Genomic DNA, 20,757 nt, shown 5'->3' on the forward strand with positions numbered 1-20,757 from the left:
AGGCAAATATATGCCTGTTATTTTAAATAAAAAATTACAGGTAGTTTAAAGCATAAGTTGCTTGAGAAATGATGCTACCAGTTTCAACTTTACTACCATTTGCTTCAACACGTGCACTGAATGCTAATTTATTTGGACCATCCGCTAATGGCAGCTCAACACTGGTGTCACCAACTTTCATTGTTGCACCATCAGCGTTGATTAAACGAACACCAACACCTTTAGAAGTACCAGTGTTTGCCAGTAATTCTTTAGCTGTAGTATCTGGAGTACCCGTGAAAGTTACTTTAACTTTGCTAACTGCAGGGAAGACAACTACATCGCTAGAATCTTTAACTTCACCTAAATCACAGTTTTCTAACTGGATATTGTATTGAACGCTTTGGCTATATTTGTTACCAGTTTCTAATACTTTATTTGCAACTTGGCCAAGGTCAACGTTAATTGTACCGTCACCTGGGATTGAGCAAGGTGCATTAATAACTTTACCAGTAAAATTGATGATACCACTTCCTTGATCTACAGGTGCTGCGTTTGCAATACCGAATGAAGAAGCGATAATTGTAGCTAATGCAATTTTAGTTAATTTCATTTATATTTTCCTATAAAAAGACGACATACGTACCAATCACCTAATAATCAATAAATTATTAAGTTGATATCTATTTGCTGAGAATTTAATGATAAAAAACATAAAGATTAGGTTTTTATTAAGAAAAATAAAAACGCTATATCTTTATTAGATTAGATGTTTTATTAATTTTAAAACATATTATTTATAATTATCTTATTAATTTCGATTTATAATTAGATTATTCTTAATATTTTAAATTAATTATTTTCTTTATTGATAAAAACATCATCGATAAAAAAACAAATCATTTCAGTTTCTAACGCATTAGCAAGCACGTGCAAATTTTCAATATTGATATTGCACTCACCTCTTTCATAGCGTGATATTTGTTGCTGACTTACACCAACAAGATTCGCTAATTCAATACCAGAAAGCCCTAAGTGCTTTCTTCTTTTTCTAATCTCTCTACCTACTATCCGATTTACATTTATCATCAACAATAGCCCAAAATAACCTAAAATATTAAATGGCTAAATTATATTACAGATCAAAACCTTTAACATAATGAACAGCACTGCTTATATAACCAAATCAAAGTAGAACAAACCAATTAAAACACGAAATTTGAGTTAATTATAGTTTTCAATATATAAAAGTAAAACTGTTTATAACGATCAATCGAATAAATTAAAGCCATTGAAACCTATCAATATTTCATTATTTTAGTTTTAATTATCTTATAGGATAAAAAACACATTATTCTTATTAGTTACTATTTTAATGAAAATGATTAAATATAACATAACAAATTGATTTTAAAGAAAAATAATTTATTACCATTAACAGTGGTAATAAACAAAAATATGGCGAGGATTTAATTTATAATATAACTAAGACATTTATCATAAATTTATTATGGTATTCATTGATTACTAAGTATTTTTATATACTTATTTTTTATATATTAATTTATTTTTTACATTTTTAATGTTTGCTTCAAAAAAACAACTGCCAATGTTTTTTTTATTTTTATTATTTATTTTAATTAAATTAACAGAGGTTTTTGCTTACTCGCAATAAGAGTTTAGAATATAAAAAATGGTGATTTTTTTTTAATGGCCACGATCTACTCATAAGTAAAACAAATTATCCGTAATAAGAGTAATATCAATATTGATAACCTTCAATAACCCACATATTGAGTAAAAACCAACAGTCTACAACAAAAATAACTCTTAAATAACAATGCGTTACATTTATTTCCAATTGTAACAAATCACAAAAGTATATTGCAAACTTATAGGATAAAAATGAAATATAACAAAAATAAAACATAATAATTATAGCTTCAGGCATAATAAAACGAGTAAAACAAGTGTTTTACCTCGCCTTTTCCCAAGAAAATAGTCAAAACGACAAGAAGGAGGCATATGAATATTGTATTTTGCTCATATAGCTTAGGTTAAATTTATGCTTTTAATTCGGAGAATAAGGACTACTTGCATACCTAATTCACTAAATAAGAGTATTTATTGAGGAATAATTAACCAATCACTCTTTAAATAAAGTAGATAATATAAGAATATCACGCTTAATGTGAGGTTTTATTTCGTATAATATAATGCAAATCTATCTTTTTACGTTAATTTACGTATAAAAAAACTATTTTTAAGTGTTCTTAAAGCTTTATTCAATAACTAACCGTTATTGAATAAGAAAATAACTCATTATTTTTTGTTTGAACAACATGGTTTGATCTCCTTAAACCAAGGAGATCAAAATGATGCCAACACAATCACAGCTTCGTGTTGCAACTGTACAGTTCCAACACCGCCCTAGCGACAAACCCTATAATTTAGAACGTATCCATGACTTTATTACTCAAGCTGCACAACAAAAAGTGAAAATACTGGTGTTACCTGAAATGTGTATCACTGGTTATTGGCACGTGCCGAAGCTACCAGATGACGCCGTTTATGCATTGAGTGAAACCTTGCACGATAGCCCATCATTAGCATTGTTCCGCCAGCGTGCGATTGAATTAGACATGATTATTGGTGTTGGATTGATTGAAAAAGGGTTAGATGGCAAATGCTACAATACTTGGGTCGCTTGCATGCCAAATGGACAATACCATGCTCACCGTAAATTGCATGCGTTTGAGCACCCAACCATTCATAGTGGAGATAGTTACACGGTATTCGATACACCATGGGGGGTAAAAGTTGGTATTTTAATTTGTTGGGATAATAACTTAATTGAAAACCCACGCATAAACGCACTACTTGGCGCAGATATTATTCTTGCTCCCCACCAAACCGGTGGAACTCATTCGAGTAGCCCTTATGGAATGAAACCACTCAACCTTAGTCTCTGGGAAAATAGAAAACAGAACCCCCAAGCACTATTGGAGGCATGCCAAGGTGAAAATGGGCGAGGATGGCTAATGCGCTGGTTACCTTCAAGAGCTCACGATAATGGCGTTTTTTATCTGTTTAGTAATGGCGTTGGCCTAGATGATGATGAAATTCGCACAGGTAATGCAATGGTGATAGACCCCTATGGCCGAATTGTCAAAGAGAGTTTATTGGTTGAGGATGATGTGGTCATTGCAGATCTTGACCTTAGTTTGCTTCCAACCTCGAATGGGCGGCGTTGGCTTACAGGTAGAAGACCTGAATTATACCGCATTATGACTGAAACTCTGGGCTATGAAACCGATATTCGTAGTGTTCGCTTTGCGGAGCAGAATTCCCCTTATCATAAAGAAAAGCCATAATAGCTAAAGTCAATGACACGCCATAGCATTCATAATACAAATACTATGGCGTCTTCTACTATTAGGAACTGGCTAACCATCATGGATACTCGACTACTCCGCGCATTTATCGTTCTTGCAGAAACAAAAAATTATCGCGAAGCTTCATCACGTTTATATATTAGCCAGCCAGCCTTAACGAAACAAATTCAATTACTTGAAAAACAATTAGAGATGACTCTGTTTGAGCGTGGACGTCATGGCGCTGTATTGACTCCACACGGTAAAATACTATTTCCCTATGCACAGCAAGTGCTTGCTCACACTACTGAGCTTTTACGTCAATCCGCAATACTTCGAGAACAACCTCCTGTAAAACTAACTGTCGGATTTGGCATATCAACATTTCACGAAGCGTCCTTATTTGTTGCACGGCTGCGTGAAAAACTCCCTGATATTCCAATTCAGCTGGATGACATGCCTTCTCACGAAATGGAGAAACAGCTACAAACTCATGAATTGCATATTGCTTTTACTCGCCAATTTGCATTTAAAAACACAGATAGCTTAGTGAGCAAAGCATTAAAATTTGAAGTACTTGCTTTAGCCGTCGCACAAAAATCGGCGTCTCGATTATCAGTTAAGGAATATCTAACTCATTTTCCTTTATTATTGTTACGCGCAGAACGTGGCTCAAAGCTTCATCAACAAATTCAGCGCTACCTAAAATATGAAAGCTTATTAATTACGCCTTCTCAGGAAGCAAATGATATTCAAACATTAATTGCACTCGTCGCCGCTGAGGTTGGTGTGAGCCTCTTACCCTATAGTGCAAAAAATATCAGCTCAAAAGACATACGTTTTATTCCGATTCAACATTGTGAACATGCCCAATGGCGGATTGATGTGGTATGGCAGGCTTCATTACCTAAATTATGGCAAAACACCATCCATGAATTAATTGATGAAGTTTATGGAGCATTCTCAAGAGAGAGTGAATCAGAATAACTCCGTAATTCCTATATATTAAACATTTGAACTCTGATATTTATTATCATTATCATCGTAAGATAGGCACATATTGATATGTCTGGTAACCAGTCAATAACTCCCCTTAAAATTATCGCTTCTGGTGTGGCACTTCCTGAGCATAAAATTCTCTCGTCCATGTTGGATGAAAAGTTAAATAAATCAAAAGGGTTTGTCGAAAAGCATTCAGGTATCGAATATCGCTTCCATGCAAGTCATACCGATTCACAAGCCCTTTTAGCCGCCCAGGCGATTCAAAATGCATTGCAGGCGAACCATATCCCACCAAACAGTATTGATATGTTGATTAATGCCTCTGCTATCCCAGTGCAAGCGCTACCGTGTTCAGCAGCGCATATCCTTGAGCAATCGAATTTAAACCAAGGAATTGCCTGCTTTGATGTCAATTCAAGTTGTATCAGCTTTATCACTGCGTTACAGATTGCAGCGGGGCTATTAGCCACCAGCGCTTATCAACGCATTGTGATTGTTTCTGCGGATATCGCCTCGCGCGGTATTGACTGGCGGGATAAAGAGTCATCACTGATTTTTGGGGACGGTGCTGCTTGTGTTGTCGTGGAAAAAGGAGATGGAAATAGCGGAATTATTTCTTATACCCACACCACACATACTGCAGGCATTGATTTTTGTGAAATTCGCGCAGGTGGTACAAGATGCAATCCGCGCTCGGGTATGACCGATGATGACTTCCTGTTCCACATGCAAGGGAAAAAATTGTTTCGCCTCGCGTCTTCTTTGATTGAAGATTTTATGCAACAGGTTTTCAGTGAATCGGGTTTACAGCTTAAGCAAATTGGTACCGTGATCCCACACCAAGCGAGTCACCTTTCTTTAGAGCATATGCGCCAACGTGTCGGGGTAACAACGGAGCAATTAGTCGATATCTATAAACATCGAGGGAATCAGGTTGCGGCCTCCATCCCTTCTGCATTACATGAAGCCATTATTACAGAACGTTTCTATGAAAAACCCAGTGCCATGTTAATCGGTACTGCTGCTGGGTTAGCGCTGTGCGCCATGGTATTAGTGCCATGAAAATATTGGTAACAGGCGCAACAAGTGGCCTGGGACGCAATGCTAGTGAGTACTTACTTGAAAGAGGCATTGATGTGGTCGCTTGTGGGCGAAACCAACAAGCAGGAGAACAACTAAGTCAATTAGGTGCAACATTTATTGCTGTTGAATTAGCTGAACTCACCGTTGAAGAAGCGAAAATGCTCATGGCGGGTTGTGATGCTATTTGGCATTGCGCCGCCCTTTCTTCGCCTTGGGGAAAACGCCAAGATTTTGAAAAAACAAATGTTCACGCCACTCAAATATTGGCTATCGCAGCAGGGGAAGCAAAAATCTCACGCTTTATCCATATTTCCACCCCTGCCATTTATTTTAATTTCACCCACCAGCAAAATATTCATGAGTCCACGGTTAATAAACATTTCGCTAACCAATATGCCAGAACAAAGTATTTAGCCGAAACCATGATCGAGCAATGCGTTAGTCAATTTCCGGCAACTCGTTATACTATTTTGCGCCCTCGTGGCTTATTTGGTCCTCATGATCGTGTTTTGCTACCGCGTTTGCTCACCCAAATAAAATCACGCAAGGGAAAACTGGTGTTACCTAATGGGGGAAATAACCATTTTGACCTCACCTATGTGGGAAATGTGGTTCACAGCATGCAGCTGGCGACGTTCAAAGAAACACTCCCTAACGGAGCCATTTACAATATTACCAACCAACAGCCACAAGCACTAAAAAAGACATTAAATCAATTGTTTAATGAACTTAATTTAGAGTGCGAAATTCGTTCAGCCCCTTACCCTTTGCTGTATGCTATTGCCAGTCTATTAGAAGTCATTGGCCGTTTAACGGGAAAAGAGCCATTACTCACACGCTATAGCCTCGGTGCAGCCTATTTCACCATGACATTAGATAACCAAAAGGCACAGCAAGAGCTGGGCTACTATCCTTTATATAGTATGCAACAAGGTGTTCATTTGACCGCAAAATGGCTGAAAAAACAGGAGAACCCATGCTAACTATTCATCAATATGAAGTGGGTTATTGCACACATCCGGGCTGTGTCGCGTTAAAAGGCGCCAGTTTTAAATCTTGTAAATTTCCAGCAAGGGCATGGCTGATAGAGGATGAACACCAGCGTTGGCTGTTTGATACCGGGTATGCCACTCATTTTTATGATCATACGCGCCATGGCATTATGCGGCTATATCGAGCAGTCACTCCAGTGTATTTCGAAAGCAAAGATGCCCTTGTCAATCAATTGGCTAATGATGGCCTAAAACCTAATGATATCAATGGTGTGATTTTATCTCATTTCCATGGTGACCATATCGCGGGGCTACGTGACTTCCCTAATATCCCCATTATTTGTTCAGGAGATGGCTGGGCTAAAACACGCCCTTTGACTGGGTTTGCTGCATTGAAAAATGCCTTTGTCAGTGGACTATTACCAGATGACTTCGAACAACGCACTGTATTTTATGAAGGTTTCCCCAAGGTGGCGCTACCAAATGAATTGCAAATTTTAGGCGAAGGCTATGCAGTTAATCAGCAGAAGACGTTATTGATTGTGCCGCTCCCTGGGCATGCCGCAGGGCATATTGGTTTGTGTGTACTAACTGACTCAGGCTGGATATTGCTCGCAGGTGATGCAGCTTGGTCACCCACTAATTACCGCGAATTGCGTGGCCCCATGGCAATTGCCAATATTATTATGGATGATAAGCAGGCTTATTATGAAACACTGAATAAATTACATGAAATTGATAAGCGCAATGTGGTTATCCAACTGTGCCACGAAGGGGATTTATTGTGATCCTCTCGATGCTTTGGCATTACTGGCGAGCTCGTCATTTGACGTTTCGTAACCGTGGTGAACTGGAAGCTTATCAACAAAAACGTTTAGCGCATTTTAAACACAAAGTATTAGCGAAAAGCCCCTATTTTCAGCGGTATATCAATCAGCCATTATCTAATTTTCCCATAATGAATAAACAAATCATGATGGATAATTTTGATGAGATGAATACCGCCGGGCTGTTAAGCCAAACACTTCTAGAATGTGCGCAAAAAAGTGAACAATCTCGGGATTTTGCCCCTAAAGTGGGGCGCTACAGTGTCGGGCTATCCTCTGGAACTTCGGGCCGTCGAGGCCTTTTCGTTGTCAGCCCAGAAGAACAAAATGTCTGGTCTGGCAGTATGTTAGCTAAAATGTTACCCCAAGGCCTGTTTAATGGTGAGCGTGTTGCTCTGTTTTTACGCGCCAATAATAACCTGTATGAAAGTGTCAATAACCGTTGGATTTCACTGCGGTTTTATGACCTTTTCGCGGATTTTGATCTGCAACTTAGCGCTCTTGAACAATATCAGCCTTCGATTATCGTTGCGCCAGCCCAAGTGTTATGTACGATTGCTGACGCCATCAACCAGCAGAAAATTCAATTAAATGTACAAAAAGTAATTTCCGTCGCTGAAGTACTAGAACCTCATGACAAACAAAAATTACAGGGTTGTTTTTCCCATGTAGGGGAAGTCTACCAAGCAACGGAAGGGTTTTTAGGCTGCACTTGTTCTCATGGTACTATGCATTTAAATGAAGCTTTTGTGCATATTGAGCCTAATTGGCTTGATAATGACCGTTTTTCACCCATTATCACGGACTTTACGCGCAAAACACAGCCTATCATACGTTATCAACTCGATGATGTTTTAGTGGTGAAAAATACACCTTGCCCTTGTGGCTCTCCTGAAATGGCGATTGAACGTATTGAGGGTCGCTGTGATGATTTGCTTCAACTTCCGGGCTATAACGGCAAAATGGTGACTATTTTTGCAGATCCCTGTGCGCGGGTGATTGTGAATCACTTGCCTGTTACTGCTGACTTTCGCTTAACCCAGCAAGGCAACGCATTATATTTACAGGCTGAATGTTCTCCTACAGAGCTATCTCTCTGCCAGCAACAGCTAACACGCTATTTTACAAACCAACATGTTGATATTTCTCAATTAGATTGGCAATTATCCACTGCCACTATTACACAAACACTCTCCGTTAAAAAGCGACGTATAACCCGTAAGGAAGCGAAATGAATAGCAGAGAATTATTCACTCGCTTTATCTATTGCCTACTCGGTTGGGGAACCGTTGGCATTGTTTATCAATATACCGGGCAAGTGACTGGGCAAGCTCATGTTTTATCACCCAGTGAGCTGGATAATGCCGTCCCATTTTCACCCGATGCCATCTGGCTTTATCTCTCCTTTTTTCTGTTTATCCCACTTGGGTATTTTCTCAGCCCTCTAAAAAAAGCTTACTCACTCATGTATGCCATGCAGCTCTGTGCGCTGGTTTCTGGGGCGGTCTATTTGTGGTACCCCACGACTATGCTGTACCACGACTACGATTTATTGGCCTTATCTGGGCAGGCTTTGTCTGCTTTGATTAATATTGATAGCCCACAAAATTTATTACCTTCTCTACATGTCTCATTGACTCTCATCGTGCTCAATGCATTATGGTCAACACAACAAAAATTTCGCACGGTTTTAGCCGTTATTTGGGCGATTGCTATTTGTACCTCGGTATTGGTGCTAAAGCGCCATTTAGTTATTGATGTGGTTACTGGTGCACTCACCGCTTGTGGTGCATTACTGATTGTTCACACAGCGAAATTTGTCTTAAAGAGAAACACTGATGAATGAATTAACCTTTCCGATTGTTTTCATGTTAGCGGTCGTGGTCGCAGAAGGTTTAGTGATCGCCAAAACGCAAAAAGGAACCGTTAGCTGGCAAGAATTGGTGTTCAACCTGAACTCTGGCCATATTATGTTGTGGTTATTTAGAGGGTTAGAAATTTTTTGTTACGGCTTTGTCGTGACCCACTACTCATTCAACCTCGTTGAAAACTGGCCAACCGCACTGGTGTGGGTGTTTGCGATTTTTGCTTGGGACTTTGGTTTTTACTGGCTACACCGCTTGCACCATACCTACCGTGTTCTATGGGCCGTTCATGTGGTTCATCACCAAGGGGAGCACTATAACCTATCATTAGGAGTGCGTAATTCGTGGTATTCATCACTGACATCAATCCCATTCTTTATGCTACTGGCACTAATGGGGATTCCCTTAGAGGTGTTTATCACCGTTTCAATATTGCACTATACTATTCAATTCTTTAACCACAGTGCGCTGATCCCGCGTTTGGGTTGGTTGGAGAAATTTATGGTAACGCCACAGCACCATAGAGTTCACCATGTGAAAGAAGGGCATTATTCCAATCGTAATTTCGGGGGCAGTTTTATTTTTTGGGACAAACTGTTTGGCACATTTTCCAAGTTACCTGAAACTGAACACCATTTTGGTATCAAAGGCGCTCCCGCTTCTGAAAACCCGTTTATTGACAGTAACTTACCTTTTTGGCGTATCATTAAACGCCGTAGCCAACCCAAAGCAAAACCCGCACCATTATTTCGCGTAAACCAAATCGCATTAGTAATGGGAACACTTCTCCTATTTAGCTTGGTTATTGGTTACGTCTATATTTATGGTTATGGTTATCAAGGTACAACCCAACAGCAAGTGGTTTTATTTATCTTATTAGCCTTAGGTACCGTAGCTCTATCGGGTATTTCAGATGGACGTAAAATTGGCCTGATGAGCTGGTTTTTCATCGCTTGCTTGCTACTAATTTGTATTTTATTTATTTGGCAATGGACAACCCCGTTTTGGGTTATTTTTACCAGTGCACTATGGCTGCATAGTTTGTTAATGTTACTTGGTATAGGCCGAAAACCCATACAGGTGCGAGATGTTCCCTGAGCCGCTAAGGCCACTAGGCTACCAACACCGCCATGACCAAGCGTTCCAAAAAGCATTGAACATGGCCGCTAAACACTATTTACAACAGCGTGCTGATCATCGGTTCGCTGACTTACGTTTTTATTTAAAAAGTCTAGTTTTAATTTTGTGCTGCCTAGGCAGTTACGGCATAGCATTATGCGCTAACACGTCTTGGGCATTTTTTATTTTTTACCCTCTGTTTATCTGTTTCGCATTATTATTAGCCATTAATCTCGTTCACGATGCTTCCCATAATGCAATTTTCAAGCAGGCCAAAGCCAACTATTGGCTCAATTTTTGGGTCACTATTCCGTTGGGCTTAGATCCTGAATGCTGGCGCGTCAGGCATATTATTTTTCACCACGCTCACACCAATATTCGCCATTATGATTTAGATATCGAAGAAAATTTTGTCTTACGGCAAACGCCTTATCAGCGCTGGTACCCGTTTATGCGAGCTCAGCATCTGTATTGGCCATTAATTGCCGCAATGACTTTCCCTGCACTCATTTGGTTCTTTGATTGGATGGATAGATTTCATTTGACGCGCGTCGCCCCTCATATGCGCCATCAAGGCCGTCGTGGTATTGGAGCATTTTTATTGGCTAAGTTACTGCATTTGATTGTGGCGATAGTCATACCCGCTTTTGTTATCACTGATATCAGTTTAGCGATCTTGCTACTCACTTACTTATTTAGCCAAATGTTAGCCTCTCTTATATTTGTTGTATTGATACTTGGCACCCATTGGGCGAAAGCGACTTTTTATACGCCCCCCAAAGAAGGCAATATGCCGCATGGTTTTTATACTCACACTTTTTCAACCACTTATGATTGGCAAACTACACCTCGTTGGTTAACTTATTGGTTAGGTGGATTAAACTTACATCTTACACACCATTTATTTCCCAATTGGAACCACCGCCATTACCCTGCCCTTGCTAAAATCATTGAGCAAACTGCCAAGCAGTTTTCGATGGATTATCATTGTATTAGCGCGAAAGAATTGTTTATTTACCAACAGAAGTTTTTAAAAGAAATGGGAAAGGGTAAGCAAGCGGATGAGCACTGAGCCAAACACCCCAGTGCTTACTTCGCTATATTGATTATCTATCGATAATAATATTTTGATTTATGACGCTTTTTTCACTATTTCCAACCATCTGAGCAAATTTCTCTAATGGGTCAGTCCGAAAAGCATACAAACGTTTGAGGGCAAATGGGTTATCCCCTAATTTGACTTTTCCTTGAATGGTTGTCAGTGCTAAATGTAAGCCAGCTTTCCCCCCCGCGTCCATCGCTGCGGAGTTATATCCACCAAAAGGATAGGCTAAATAGCGTTGTTCCGGTTCGAAGCGACTCAAAATTTTCATCGACCGTTTAAAGTCCAACATAATGGTATGTTCTTTCCGGCTAAATAAAATTGGTGAGTTATGGTTATCTAAACGATGCAAAAAGTGAGTATGAGATTGGATGTTAAAAACGTCTCGGCTATCTTTAATTTCTTGCTTACTCATAAATTGTAAGCCATCCGCTGACCATTTTTGTGGCTGCGTTTTAATCCGGGAAGAAATAATAAACAGCGTTGCTTGCTGGCGGTTATGCCTTAAAATCGGTAATGCATAGCGATAAACTGACTTTAAACCGTCGTCAAATGTCAACACAACAGCCTTACCCGGTAGATTTGCAGATTTATTTAAATAATCTTCCACATCAGCAAGCGAAAGGGTTTGGTAGCCCGCTTGTTTTAAATAATTCATTTGTTCGCGAAATGCTTCCACCGATGTCGTGGTGGATGTTTCACGAAAATGCTTATTTTCATTGTCTTTGAGAATATGGTGATAAGTTAAAATCGGAATGCCTTTATCCAACGAAACATCATCTAAACGCACATAGCCTAGCCTATCACCAATACGAATGGTTAACCATGCCGTTTTTTCACCTGTTTTATCCGTTTTAATCATTCGCGCTAACACAGGATAACGCAGGTTTTCCCATAAAGAGGCTATTTGCTTACGATTACTTTGAGTTGAGTTGTATACCGCTGTTTTTTGGTGTGTGACTAAATAATCATAAATGGGATTTTGTAAGTCATTTAGCCTATCTACTTCAGGTACATAGCGTGGCTTTTTGTTAGAAAATGATATCGTTTTCACAAATGCGTAGTCATTGCCAAACTGCATAGCACAATAATCCCCTGAGGGAGAATAAGCGTAAAACCCGTGTTCTGCGTTCAGTTCTGCGACAGCGCGCATTTCTCCAGCAATCATCGCAAAAATAATTTCAGGCTGTTTTGTTTGAATTAGCTTGGGGGGGATGTCTGCCAACTGCCAATCATCTGTATCATTGACGATTTCAGAAGCCATAGATTGAGAGAGATAATTCGTAAATAAAATACACAGTAATAAAAGTAATCGTTTAGACATTTTTCATCCGCTATAACGCTGGGTTTCCGCAATTATTCTAAACCTACTCTAGATTGAACCCCATACCCCAATAAAAATTTTTATTGTCCCACTCTCATTATTATCACGAAAAATAATACTTAAAATGTATGGTTGTTATCTTAACCCCTTAAGTTGTTATACCAATTTAGATATTCCATCGTGATCTATCATACAAAATAAAGAGATCTAGCTCATATTTATCAGTAAAAGGCGCCATCAAGGCACAATCTGTAAATCATTTGACAGTTTAATCCATTTCACACTGCTAGATTGGCATTCAACCACCTTACAACACCTGGGAACAACAATGAAAATAAAAGAAATTAGTACTTTTATCATGCACGTACCTGTCACTAATGACCTAATTGGTGACTCAACTCACAGTATTACCCATTGGGGAATGCCGGGTGTCATGATCAAAACAGAATGTGGGTTAGTCGGCTATGGCCACACCGGAACACACGCCGATATCACTACCGACCGGTTAATCACCACCATTATTGAAGATGTTTTCGGTCCAATGTTACTCGGTGAAGACCCAACAGAAGTACGTTATTTGCATCGAAAACTCACTCGCAGCTCAACCAATATTTGGGTTGGTCGCGGTGGTTTAATGCAAATGGCAATTTCTGCCATCGACATCGCCCTTTGGGATCTCAAAGCTAAAGCCGCAGATCAGCCGTTATGGCAACTGTTTGGCGGTTCAAAACACAATAAAGTTAACGCCTATAACACCGACTGCGGTTGGTTAGTGCGTAGCCAAGAAGACTTAGTCGATGATTGTAAAAAAATGATCTTCGAAGAAGGCTTCAAAGCAATAAAAATGAAGATTGGCAAACCAGACCCACGCGAAGATCTACAACGTATTAAAGCGGTTCGCCACGCAATTGGCGATGATATCGACTTAATGGTAGATGCGAATGGTAAGTGGGATATCAGTATAGCCAAGCAATATGGCCACCGTTTAAATGATTTTAATATTAAGTGGTTTGAAGAGCCGTTGTGGCATGATGATGTCGCCAGCCATAAACAACTTGCCGCTTATATGGACACACCTATCGCATTAGGTGAATTACTTTATCACAATGATTCGTTTAAGGAATTTGTCTTGGCAGGTGCCGTTGATTACTTACAACCTGACGCCACACGCTGTGGTGGTTTAACAGCAGTATGGGAAATTGCTGATTTAGGTATGGCCTTTAATTTACCGGTGACACCACACCATGGCGATATGATGCAGGCACAATTGCATCTGGTCATGGCGCATCCAGCCTGCTCTTTACTAGAATTCATTCCTTGGACACTGGACTGCTTTGTTGACCCGGTCGAAGTTATTGATGGTGTTTATACCACACCAACCGCGCCTGGGGCAGGTACAACGTTAAAACCTGAAGCATTAGCTAAATTTAACGTGAAATAATGATCATTCCCTTTTTCAATATTTCATTTCTAACAACATGAAAAAGGGAAATTAATAACAAGAATTATTCATTTTAAATTACTTATTTACACTCTAAATAATTCATGATGCGGTCAACAACACTGCAACTTGAAGTATGGCGAGTATTTTAGCTCTATACTCTACTCTGCTGGTTATTCAGCGGCGGGCTAAACACATAATAAAAATGAATAGATAACATTACTATCTTACAAAAAACTGGGGTGAACCATGTCCACCAATACGGATCATTTATCATCGGCTACCAGCAAAGCAATACGAAAAATAATACCAATGGTGGTATTAATGTTCATATTGGCTTATTTAGATCGTTCTAATATTGGTTTCGCAAAACAAGAGTTTCAGTTAACAACTGGGTTAAGTGACGCTGCATACGCATTTGGCGCAGGGATCTTTTTTATCGGCTACGCACTGTTTGAAGTGCCAAGTAATATTCTACTGTACCGCATTGGTGCTCGAGTATGGCTATCGCGCATTATGGTCACATGGGGGCTAGTCTCTGCCGCCATGATGTTTGCCCATGATGAAACCACCTTTATTGTGCTGCGCTTCTTGCTTGGTGTCAGTGAAGCTGGCTTCTTTCCGGGGGTTATTTTGTATTTAACCTTCTGGTTCCCACAAAATATCCGGGCACGGGTGACAGGCTACTTCTTATTTGGTGCACCACTGGCATTTATCATTGGGGGCCCATTATCAGGCTCACTCCTGTCACTAGAAGGAACTTCATTTGCCTTCGGTTTATACGGCTGGCAGTTAATGTTTGTCGTAGAAGGCTTATTGGCATCTATTGTCGGGATTTGGGTATTCTTTTACCTTGATGACCGCCCAGAAAAAGCCAAATGGCTGACGGCTGAGGAAAAAAATGCACTTTCCGCTAAATTAGCTTTGGAAGAAGACGCCAAAGCAGGTCATAGCCCGAAAGGTGCCCTGAGAGCATTATTAGATATGCGTGTTCTCTACCTGTGTCTGATTTGGTTTACCGTTCAAGTCTGTGGTTACGGTATTTATTTCTTCTTACCAACCCAAATTGGTACATTATTAGGCAGTAAAGTCGGCATACTAGTAGGCTTTGTCACCGCCATACCACCACTGTGTGCAGCCATTGCAGTTTACTACGTTCCTCGTATTTCAGAACGTCTAAAAGAACGCCGTAAAGTTGCTGCCATTACCTTTATGTTAGGGGCTGCTGGGATCGCTGTTTCTGGTTTATTCGATAGCATTCCAGTTATTGCCATTATTGCGTTATGTGTCGCAGCAGCAGGCCACTTAGCCATGCAACCTCTGTATTGGAGCTTCCCATCTGCATACTTAGGCGGTACCGCTGCGGCATCAGGAATCGCCCTGATTAACTCTGTGGGTAACTTAGGTGGCTTTGTGGCACCAAACTTAAGAGTGTGGGCAGAAACCACCTTTGAGTCTGCCCGTGCAGGGCTCTATTTTATCGCTTTAGTCGCCTTTATCGGTGGTCTGTTGATTCTGACATTAAGAAGATTAGGTATTGAAAAACGATTTGAAGATTAATTAATGATCTTTTGAATCCCTCCCGAGCCGCAATAAATGGCTCGGGTTTTCTATTACTCTATTTCTTATTTGTGAGGTTTACTCGAATATTACGGCGGTTCATGATTGAACATAACCCTACCAAATGTCATGATAAAGTTAGCTAATCATGCAGGGAGCATTCAGATGAACATTGCGGTACAAAACAGTCAATTAGTTCTAACGCATGAAAATATTCTTGAAATATTAAAAACAAATAGTTGGTTTAGTAACTTACCCGATTATTTAATTTCCATCTTAATGACATGCGCCACATTACGCTTCTATCCTGATGGTGAAATGGTTCACTATCAAGGTGACCCTGCACGTGGTTTATATGCGGTGATTCAAGGCTCAGTAAAAGTGAGTTCGATATCCTCAGATGGCCGTGAATGTGTATTTCGCTATCTTTCACCTGGCAATTGGTTTGGCGAAATTGCCATGCTAGATAAGTCAGCGCGCACCCATGATGCTAAAGCAATCAGCCCAACCATTTTACTGACGATATCACCGAAAGATTTAGCCATGATCTTGGAAAAGCACCCCGTTTTTTACCAATTTCTGAATATTTTGCTCTGCAAAGTGATTCGTAACGCCTTTACCATTATCAATGACAGCGCCTTATTGTCTGTTTCCGCCCGGCTGGCCAAGCGCTTATTGAGCTTAGCGGAAGGTTATGGTGAACCTCATGAAAAGGGGATTCAATTGAGCCTATACCTGACACAAGATGATTTGGCGACCATCATTAATACCACACGGCAAACTATCAATAAGCGTTTAGTTGCATGGGAAAAACTCGGTTGGATTGATGCAAAATACGGGAAAATTATTTTAGTTAATCTCCCCGCGCTGAAGCAGATCTCTGAGGATGATGAAGAATAACTAGCTGTTATCATCCATCGTTGGGCTATCTGCGAAGAAGTAGCGATCCATAGTGAATTCAAAGTCATCACTGGTCGCATTGAACAACATTTTTTTGGTATTTTCCAAATGTTGCCACATGGCTTGCCGCGCCCCTTTCGGGTCTCGACGCGCTAACGCCTGTAAAATTTGGTCGTGCTCATCACACCAGCTCTCAATCGAACGGTTATCAATGTGCTCATGAAGCTTGAGCCAGTAAGGATTACGTAAGCGTTGGCTCCACATTTGCTCAACAATTACCACCATCGCACTGTTATGGGTCGACGCGGCAATTTGCATGTGAAAGGCAAGATCCCATGTTGAGTCGCGAAAACGATCCTCTTTACGAGCATGCTTTTGAATATCAACCAATTTTAAAATATCTTCTTTCGTGGCTTGGCTTGCGGCAAATTCGGCGATGTGGCTTTCAATCAGTTGCCTTGCTTGTAATAGCTCAAATGGCCCACAACGACTAAATTCTAATCCGGTTTCTGTATTGACTGAGTTATTAGACCGATTACTGATGACGTGTATGCCAGATCCTTTGCGTACATCCACATATCCTTCCACTTCTAACATAATGATAGCTTCGCGGATCACCGTACGGCTCACCTTCATTTCATCAGCAAGTAACCGTTCTGCAGGCAATTTAGTGCCAATTGGGTATTCATCATTTTCGATGCGTTCTTTGACCAAAGCCGCAACTTGTTGGTATAGGCGCGGTTCACTCTCTTGTGAGCTCATTATTTTCTCCTTTCATATAACAACCCGACTCATTGGCCACTAATGCCTCACAGTATAACGAAATTTTATGGTGATGGGTGAAATAGAAGTGCTCCCATAAATAAATCACAATAAATTGGTATAATACCTTTAAAAGTTATAAACCGGATCGTATAATATTTGAAATTTAGACAACCCAAAAATCGACACTAAGTGGCCGATCGCACTGAATCCGATTTTCAACCCAGAGAATGCAATATGATAAAAGATATAATAAAAATACATCCGAATGACAATGTCGCCATTACCTTAATCGATAGACTCTCGGGTGATACTGTCAGCGTTGATGGCCAATCCGTGACATTAAAGCAGGACATCGGTCGCGGCCATAAAATTGCCCTAGATACGATTGAAGCGGGTGAAAATGTCATGAAGTATGGTGCGCCTATCGGCCACGCAACAACGAAAATAACCGTTGGCGAGCATATTCATACACATAATACAGCGACTAATTTAAGTGCCTTAAATGAATATGAATACCACCCTGAACACAACATAATTACCGCTACACGGCCGGATCCAGATGTGCAAATCTATCGTCGAGCAAACGGTGATGTCGCGATCCGCAATGAAATTTGGGTGATCCCAACCGTTGGCTGCGTGAATGCACTCGCTAGAAAAATGATCGAGCGCTTTAATAAACAACATCATGGTGCTTCTGATATTGATGGCGTTTATCTGTATAACCATACTTTAGGATGTTCCCAGCTCGGTGATGACCATTTAACAACGCGTACTATTTTACAAGATATGGTTAAGCACCCTAACGCAGGTGGTGTTCTAGTCATTGGTTTAGGCTGTGAAAACAATCAAGTAGCCGCCTTTAAAGAAACATTAGGTGACTATGATGATGAACGTGTAAAATTCATGGTATGCCAACAATTAGATGATGAAATTGAAGCCGGTGTCGAGCACCTTAATACGCTTTATCAATTCGTACAGCAGGACAAACGTGAAGCAGGCAAACTGAGTGAAGTGAAATTTGGCCTTGAATGTGGTGGATCTGATGGGCTTTCAGGCATCACCGCTAACCCACTGTTGGGCTGTTTTTCTGATTTTTTAGTCAGCCATAACGGAACCACGGTGTTAACGGAAGTCCCTGAAATGTTTGGCGCGGAACAAATTCTAATGAACCACTGCCATGATGAACCGACGTTTGAGAAAACGGTCAATATGATCAATGACTTCAAACAATATTTTATTGCCCATGACCAGCCAATTTATGAAAACCCATCTCCAGGGAATAAAGCAGGCGGTATTTCGACACTCGAAGAAAAATCCCTCGGCTGCACACAAAAAGCAGGCACTAGCCAAGTAATGGATGTTTTAAAATACGGAGAGCGCCTGACAACCCCAGGGTTCAACTTGTTAAGTGCACCGGGTAATGATGCCATTGCGACCAGTGCCTTAGGTGCAGCAGGCTGTCATATGGTGTTATTTACAACCGGTCGCGGTACACCATACGGTGGCTTTGTTCCCACCATGAAAATTGCGACTAATAATGAGTTAGCCGCCAAAAAACCCCATTGGATTGACTTCAATGCGGGCGCCCTATTAACAGGAAAATCTATGGATCATTTATTAGATGACTTCATTCAGCTTGTTGTGAAAACCGTTAATGGTGAGCACACCAAAAATGAAATCAATGACTTTCGTGAATTAGCAATTTTCAAAATGGGCGTCACACTTTAAAAACAAACTATTCCCTATTGCTTAGGCCATCGTTAAGCAATAGGGATATAACTAACTACTTATATTTATTAATTTTCCCTACAGACCTGACTTTCTATCCTGAGCCATAAATTCATTTATCGTGACATGAACCCAATAAAGAAAAGTCACCATTTCCCTATTTTTAGGATATGGTAGGATCCGTTTCTTGATGGCAAATTTTAATTTATTAGCAGGATAAATAATGATAGACCTAAAACTTAGAGAGGCCAGAGACAGCCTTTCCACCAAAGAAAAACAAGTCGCTGAGTACATTATTGCTAATAAGAAAAACATGCAAAGTATTAGCATTCAATCCCTTGCCCAAGAAAATAAGGTCAGTACCACCACTATTTTGCGCCTGTGTCATAAGTTAGGCTACCAAGGTTTTAGTGACCTAAAAATTGATTTAATTTCATCGATTAATCACAAATCTTACGGTACCCTATTACAAGAAGATATTGATATTAATGACTCGATGGAAACCGTTAATCACAAAGTAGGACTGATTGAAAAATCATCCATAGAAGAAACTTGTGCTTTGGTTAATTTAAATGCCTTTAAGCAAGCAAATGAGTTAATTAGCAAGAGTAAAAAAATTGTAATTTATGGTGCTGGTAGTAGTGGATTAGTTGCAAAAGAATTTGAATATCAATTAATTAAAATAAAAAAAGATGTTAATTGTCACCTTGATTACAGCATTCAATTTAGTATCGTGAATACGTTAGATCAGAACGATCTTGTCATTGTCATATCTCATTCCGGTGAAAACCACGAATGTATCAAGCTACTCACTCTTGCCAGAGAATTGAAAGTTCCGACCATTGCTATCACAAAAATGGGACAAAGTTCAGTATCAACCTTAGCTGAGACTATCTTGCATACAATATCGACTGAAAATATTTCAAGGATCATCCCCATTCGCTCAAAAATATCCCAACTCACTGTAATTAATATGTTGATTACTAACTTATTTATCAAACAGTATGATGAAAGAATTCAAAAACAAATTAACACTCGTGCGGAACGCTTTACTCGTCTAAATAGCAATAACTGATCAGCTTTCTCCTTCTTAATATCGCCTATGTGGCTCTGAGTAGCCACTTCGATCTTGCTCACAAAAATGACCCTTTCTAGGGAGCTCCCTCTTTTCATTCCTATTTTTTGTGATATTGTTACTTTAAAATAAATATATAAAAGTAATTTTATTACTAAAATAAAAAAGATAAATACAAGGGGAAAAAATGAGCTCTCAAATACCTATCATACTGGCTAGCCATGGGCCTTTTGCACAAGGATTACTGGAATGTGCTGAAATGCTGATCGGCTCGCAAGAAAATATCAGCGTGATTTCGATTCAAAGAGAAAGCAATATTAATGAGGTAAAAAAACATTTATTTGAAACATATCAGCATGTTAATAAAGGCAATGGCGTTTTAATTTTGGTCGATTTATTAGGCGGTTCTCCTTGCAATTTAGCCAGTGAGCTCGTTATTACTCAAAATGATGTCGTGCTGTACTGCGGAATCAACGTTCCGACTTTTCTCGAAATACTCAGCAACCGAGACCTGCCTTTACATGAACTTCATCAAGTCATTAATGATGTATTCCCTGACAGTTGCATTAATGTCGGTGAACAACTTAAGCCATTAGCACAAAACGATAGCGAACTTTAGGA

At 39.8% G+C, this 20,757-nt stretch carries 19 protein-coding genes; 15 read left to right on the top strand and 4 right to left on the bottom strand.

Annotation, left to right across the window (positions count from 1 at the left end; all coding sequences use genetic code 11):
- Positions 1-34: 34 nt before the first annotated feature.
- Both PR725_RS01885 and PR725_RS01890 read right to left on the bottom strand, forming a co-directional pair.
- Complete coding sequence (locus PR725_RS01885; RefSeq protein ID WP_004907930.1) at positions 35-592, bottom strand: fimbrial protein; 558 nt, start codon at positions 590-592, stop codon at positions 35-37.
- Between the two features lie 239 nt (positions 593-831).
- The gene (locus tag PR725_RS01890) at positions 832-1,068 is read right to left on the bottom strand and encodes a helix-turn-helix domain-containing protein (protein ID WP_004907928.1); all 237 of its coding nucleotides are present in this window, start codon (positions 1,066-1,068) and stop codon (positions 832-834) included.
- 1,289 nt (positions 1,069-2,357) lie between these two features.
- On the opposite strand from PR725_RS01890, the gene PR725_RS01895 reads away from it, so the two are divergent.
- The 9 genes from PR725_RS01895 to PR725_RS01935 all read left to right on the top strand — a co-directional run bounded on the left by PR725_RS01895 (position 2,358) and on the right by PR725_RS01935 (position 11,313).
- Positions 2,358-3,353 carry a nitrilase family protein gene (locus PR725_RS01895; protein ID WP_272567616.1) on the top strand — a complete coding sequence of 332 codons (996 nt, stop codon included), beginning with the start codon at positions 2,358-2,360 and terminating at the stop codon, positions 3,351-3,353.
- Positions 3,354-3,434: 81 nt separating this feature from the next.
- On the top strand, positions 3,435-4,340 hold the full coding sequence (locus tag PR725_RS01900; protein ID WP_109912654.1) for a LysR family transcriptional regulator: 906 nt from the start codon (positions 3,435-3,437) through the stop codon (positions 4,338-4,340).
- A 78-nt stretch (positions 4,341-4,418) separates the two neighbouring features.
- The gene (locus PR725_RS01905) at positions 4,419-5,417 is read left to right on the top strand and encodes a 3-oxoacyl-[acyl-carrier-protein] synthase III C-terminal domain-containing protein (protein ID WP_004907922.1); all 999 of its coding nucleotides are present in this window, start codon (positions 4,419-4,421) and stop codon (positions 5,415-5,417) included.
- Positions 5,414-6,421, top strand: a complete 1,008-nt coding sequence (locus PR725_RS01910; protein WP_115168003.1) for an NAD-dependent epimerase/dehydratase family protein — start codon at positions 5,414-5,416, stop codon at positions 6,419-6,421. The genes PR725_RS01905 and PR725_RS01910 overlap by 4 nt, the downstream gene beginning before the upstream one ends.
- A complete protein-coding gene (locus tag PR725_RS01915; protein WP_004907913.1) occupies positions 6,415-7,218 on the top strand; it encodes an MBL fold metallo-hydrolase in 804 nt (267 codons plus the stop codon). The genes PR725_RS01910 and PR725_RS01915 overlap by 7 nt, the downstream gene beginning before the upstream one ends.
- On the top strand, positions 7,212-8,492 hold the full coding sequence (locus PR725_RS01920) for a F390 synthetase-related protein (RefSeq protein ID WP_204163275.1): 1,281 nt from the start codon (positions 7,212-7,214) through the stop codon (positions 8,490-8,492). Before PR725_RS01915 ends, PR725_RS01920 begins: the two co-directional genes overlap by 7 nt.
- Complete coding sequence (locus tag PR725_RS01925) at positions 8,489-9,103, top strand: phosphatase PAP2 family protein (RefSeq protein WP_110731645.1); 615 nt, start codon at positions 8,489-8,491, stop codon at positions 9,101-9,103. The genes PR725_RS01920 and PR725_RS01925 overlap by 4 nt, the downstream gene beginning before the upstream one ends.
- Positions 9,096-10,220, top strand: coding sequence for a sterol desaturase family protein (locus tag PR725_RS01930; RefSeq protein WP_109912659.1), 1,125 nt, complete (start codon positions 9,096-9,098; stop codon positions 10,218-10,220). Before PR725_RS01925 ends, PR725_RS01930 begins: the two co-directional genes overlap by 8 nt.
- Positions 10,210-11,313: a fatty acid desaturase family protein gene (locus tag PR725_RS01935; RefSeq protein WP_110731644.1), complete on the top strand. Its 1,104-nt coding sequence runs from the start codon at positions 10,210-10,212 to the stop codon at positions 11,311-11,313. The genes PR725_RS01930 and PR725_RS01935 overlap by 11 nt, the downstream gene beginning before the upstream one ends.
- Before the next feature lie 34 nt (positions 11,314-11,347).
- On the opposite strand, the gene PR725_RS01940 is transcribed toward PR725_RS01935, so the two are convergent.
- Positions 11,348-12,667, bottom strand: a complete 1,320-nt coding sequence (locus tag PR725_RS01940; RefSeq protein ID WP_004907902.1) for a polysaccharide deacetylase family protein — start codon at positions 12,665-12,667, stop codon at positions 11,348-11,350.
- Between the two features lie 328 nt (positions 12,668-12,995).
- Between PR725_RS01940 and PR725_RS01945 the strand changes: the two genes are divergently transcribed.
- The 3 genes from PR725_RS01945 to PR725_RS01955 all read left to right on the top strand — a co-directional run bounded on the left by PR725_RS01945 (position 12,996) and on the right by PR725_RS01955 (position 16,568).
- Positions 12,996-14,108 carry a mandelate racemase/muconate lactonizing enzyme family protein gene (locus tag PR725_RS01945; RefSeq protein WP_272567336.1) on the top strand — a complete coding sequence of 371 codons (1,113 nt, stop codon included), beginning with the start codon at positions 12,996-12,998 and terminating at the stop codon, positions 14,106-14,108.
- Between the two features lie 249 nt (positions 14,109-14,357).
- Entirely contained in the window at positions 14,358-15,668 is a 1,311-nt protein-coding gene (locus PR725_RS01950; protein WP_042851501.1) for an MFS transporter, read from the top strand.
- A 165-nt stretch (positions 15,669-15,833) separates the two neighbouring features.
- Entirely contained in the window at positions 15,834-16,568 is a 735-nt protein-coding gene (locus PR725_RS01955) for a Crp/Fnr family transcriptional regulator (protein WP_227024198.1), read from the top strand.
- Here the strand turns inward: PR725_RS01955 and exuR are convergent, their stop codons facing one another.
- The gene (gene exuR / locus PR725_RS01960) at positions 16,569-17,330 is read right to left on the bottom strand and encodes a transcriptional regulator ExuR (protein WP_004907894.1); all 762 of its coding nucleotides are present in this window, start codon (positions 17,328-17,330) and stop codon (positions 16,569-16,571) included.
- 237 nt (positions 17,331-17,567) lie between these two features.
- Here exuR and PR725_RS01965 point away from each other — a divergent pair, with 237 nt between their 5' ends.
- The 3 genes from PR725_RS01965 (at position 17,568) to PR725_RS01975 (ending at position 20,755) form a co-directional block, all read left to right on the top strand.
- Positions 17,568-19,061 carry a UxaA family hydrolase gene (locus tag PR725_RS01965; RefSeq protein ID WP_164529193.1) on the top strand — a complete coding sequence of 498 codons (1,494 nt, stop codon included), beginning with the start codon at positions 17,568-17,570 and terminating at the stop codon, positions 19,059-19,061.
- Positions 19,062-19,284: 223 nt separating this feature from the next.
- Positions 19,285-20,136, top strand: coding sequence for a MurR/RpiR family transcriptional regulator (locus tag PR725_RS01970; protein ID WP_109912662.1), 852 nt, complete (start codon positions 19,285-19,287; stop codon positions 20,134-20,136).
- A 187-nt stretch (positions 20,137-20,323) separates the two neighbouring features.
- Positions 20,324-20,755, top strand: a complete 432-nt coding sequence (locus tag PR725_RS01975; RefSeq protein ID WP_004907889.1) for a PTS sugar transporter subunit IIA — start codon at positions 20,324-20,326, stop codon at positions 20,753-20,755.
- Positions 20,756-20,757 lie beyond the last annotated feature (2 nt).

Origin of the sequence: Providencia sp. PROV255 (assembly GCF_028478065.1) — a bacterium.
Taxonomy (GTDB): Bacteria; Pseudomonadota; Gammaproteobacteria; order Enterobacterales; family Enterobacteriaceae; genus Providencia; species Providencia rettgeri.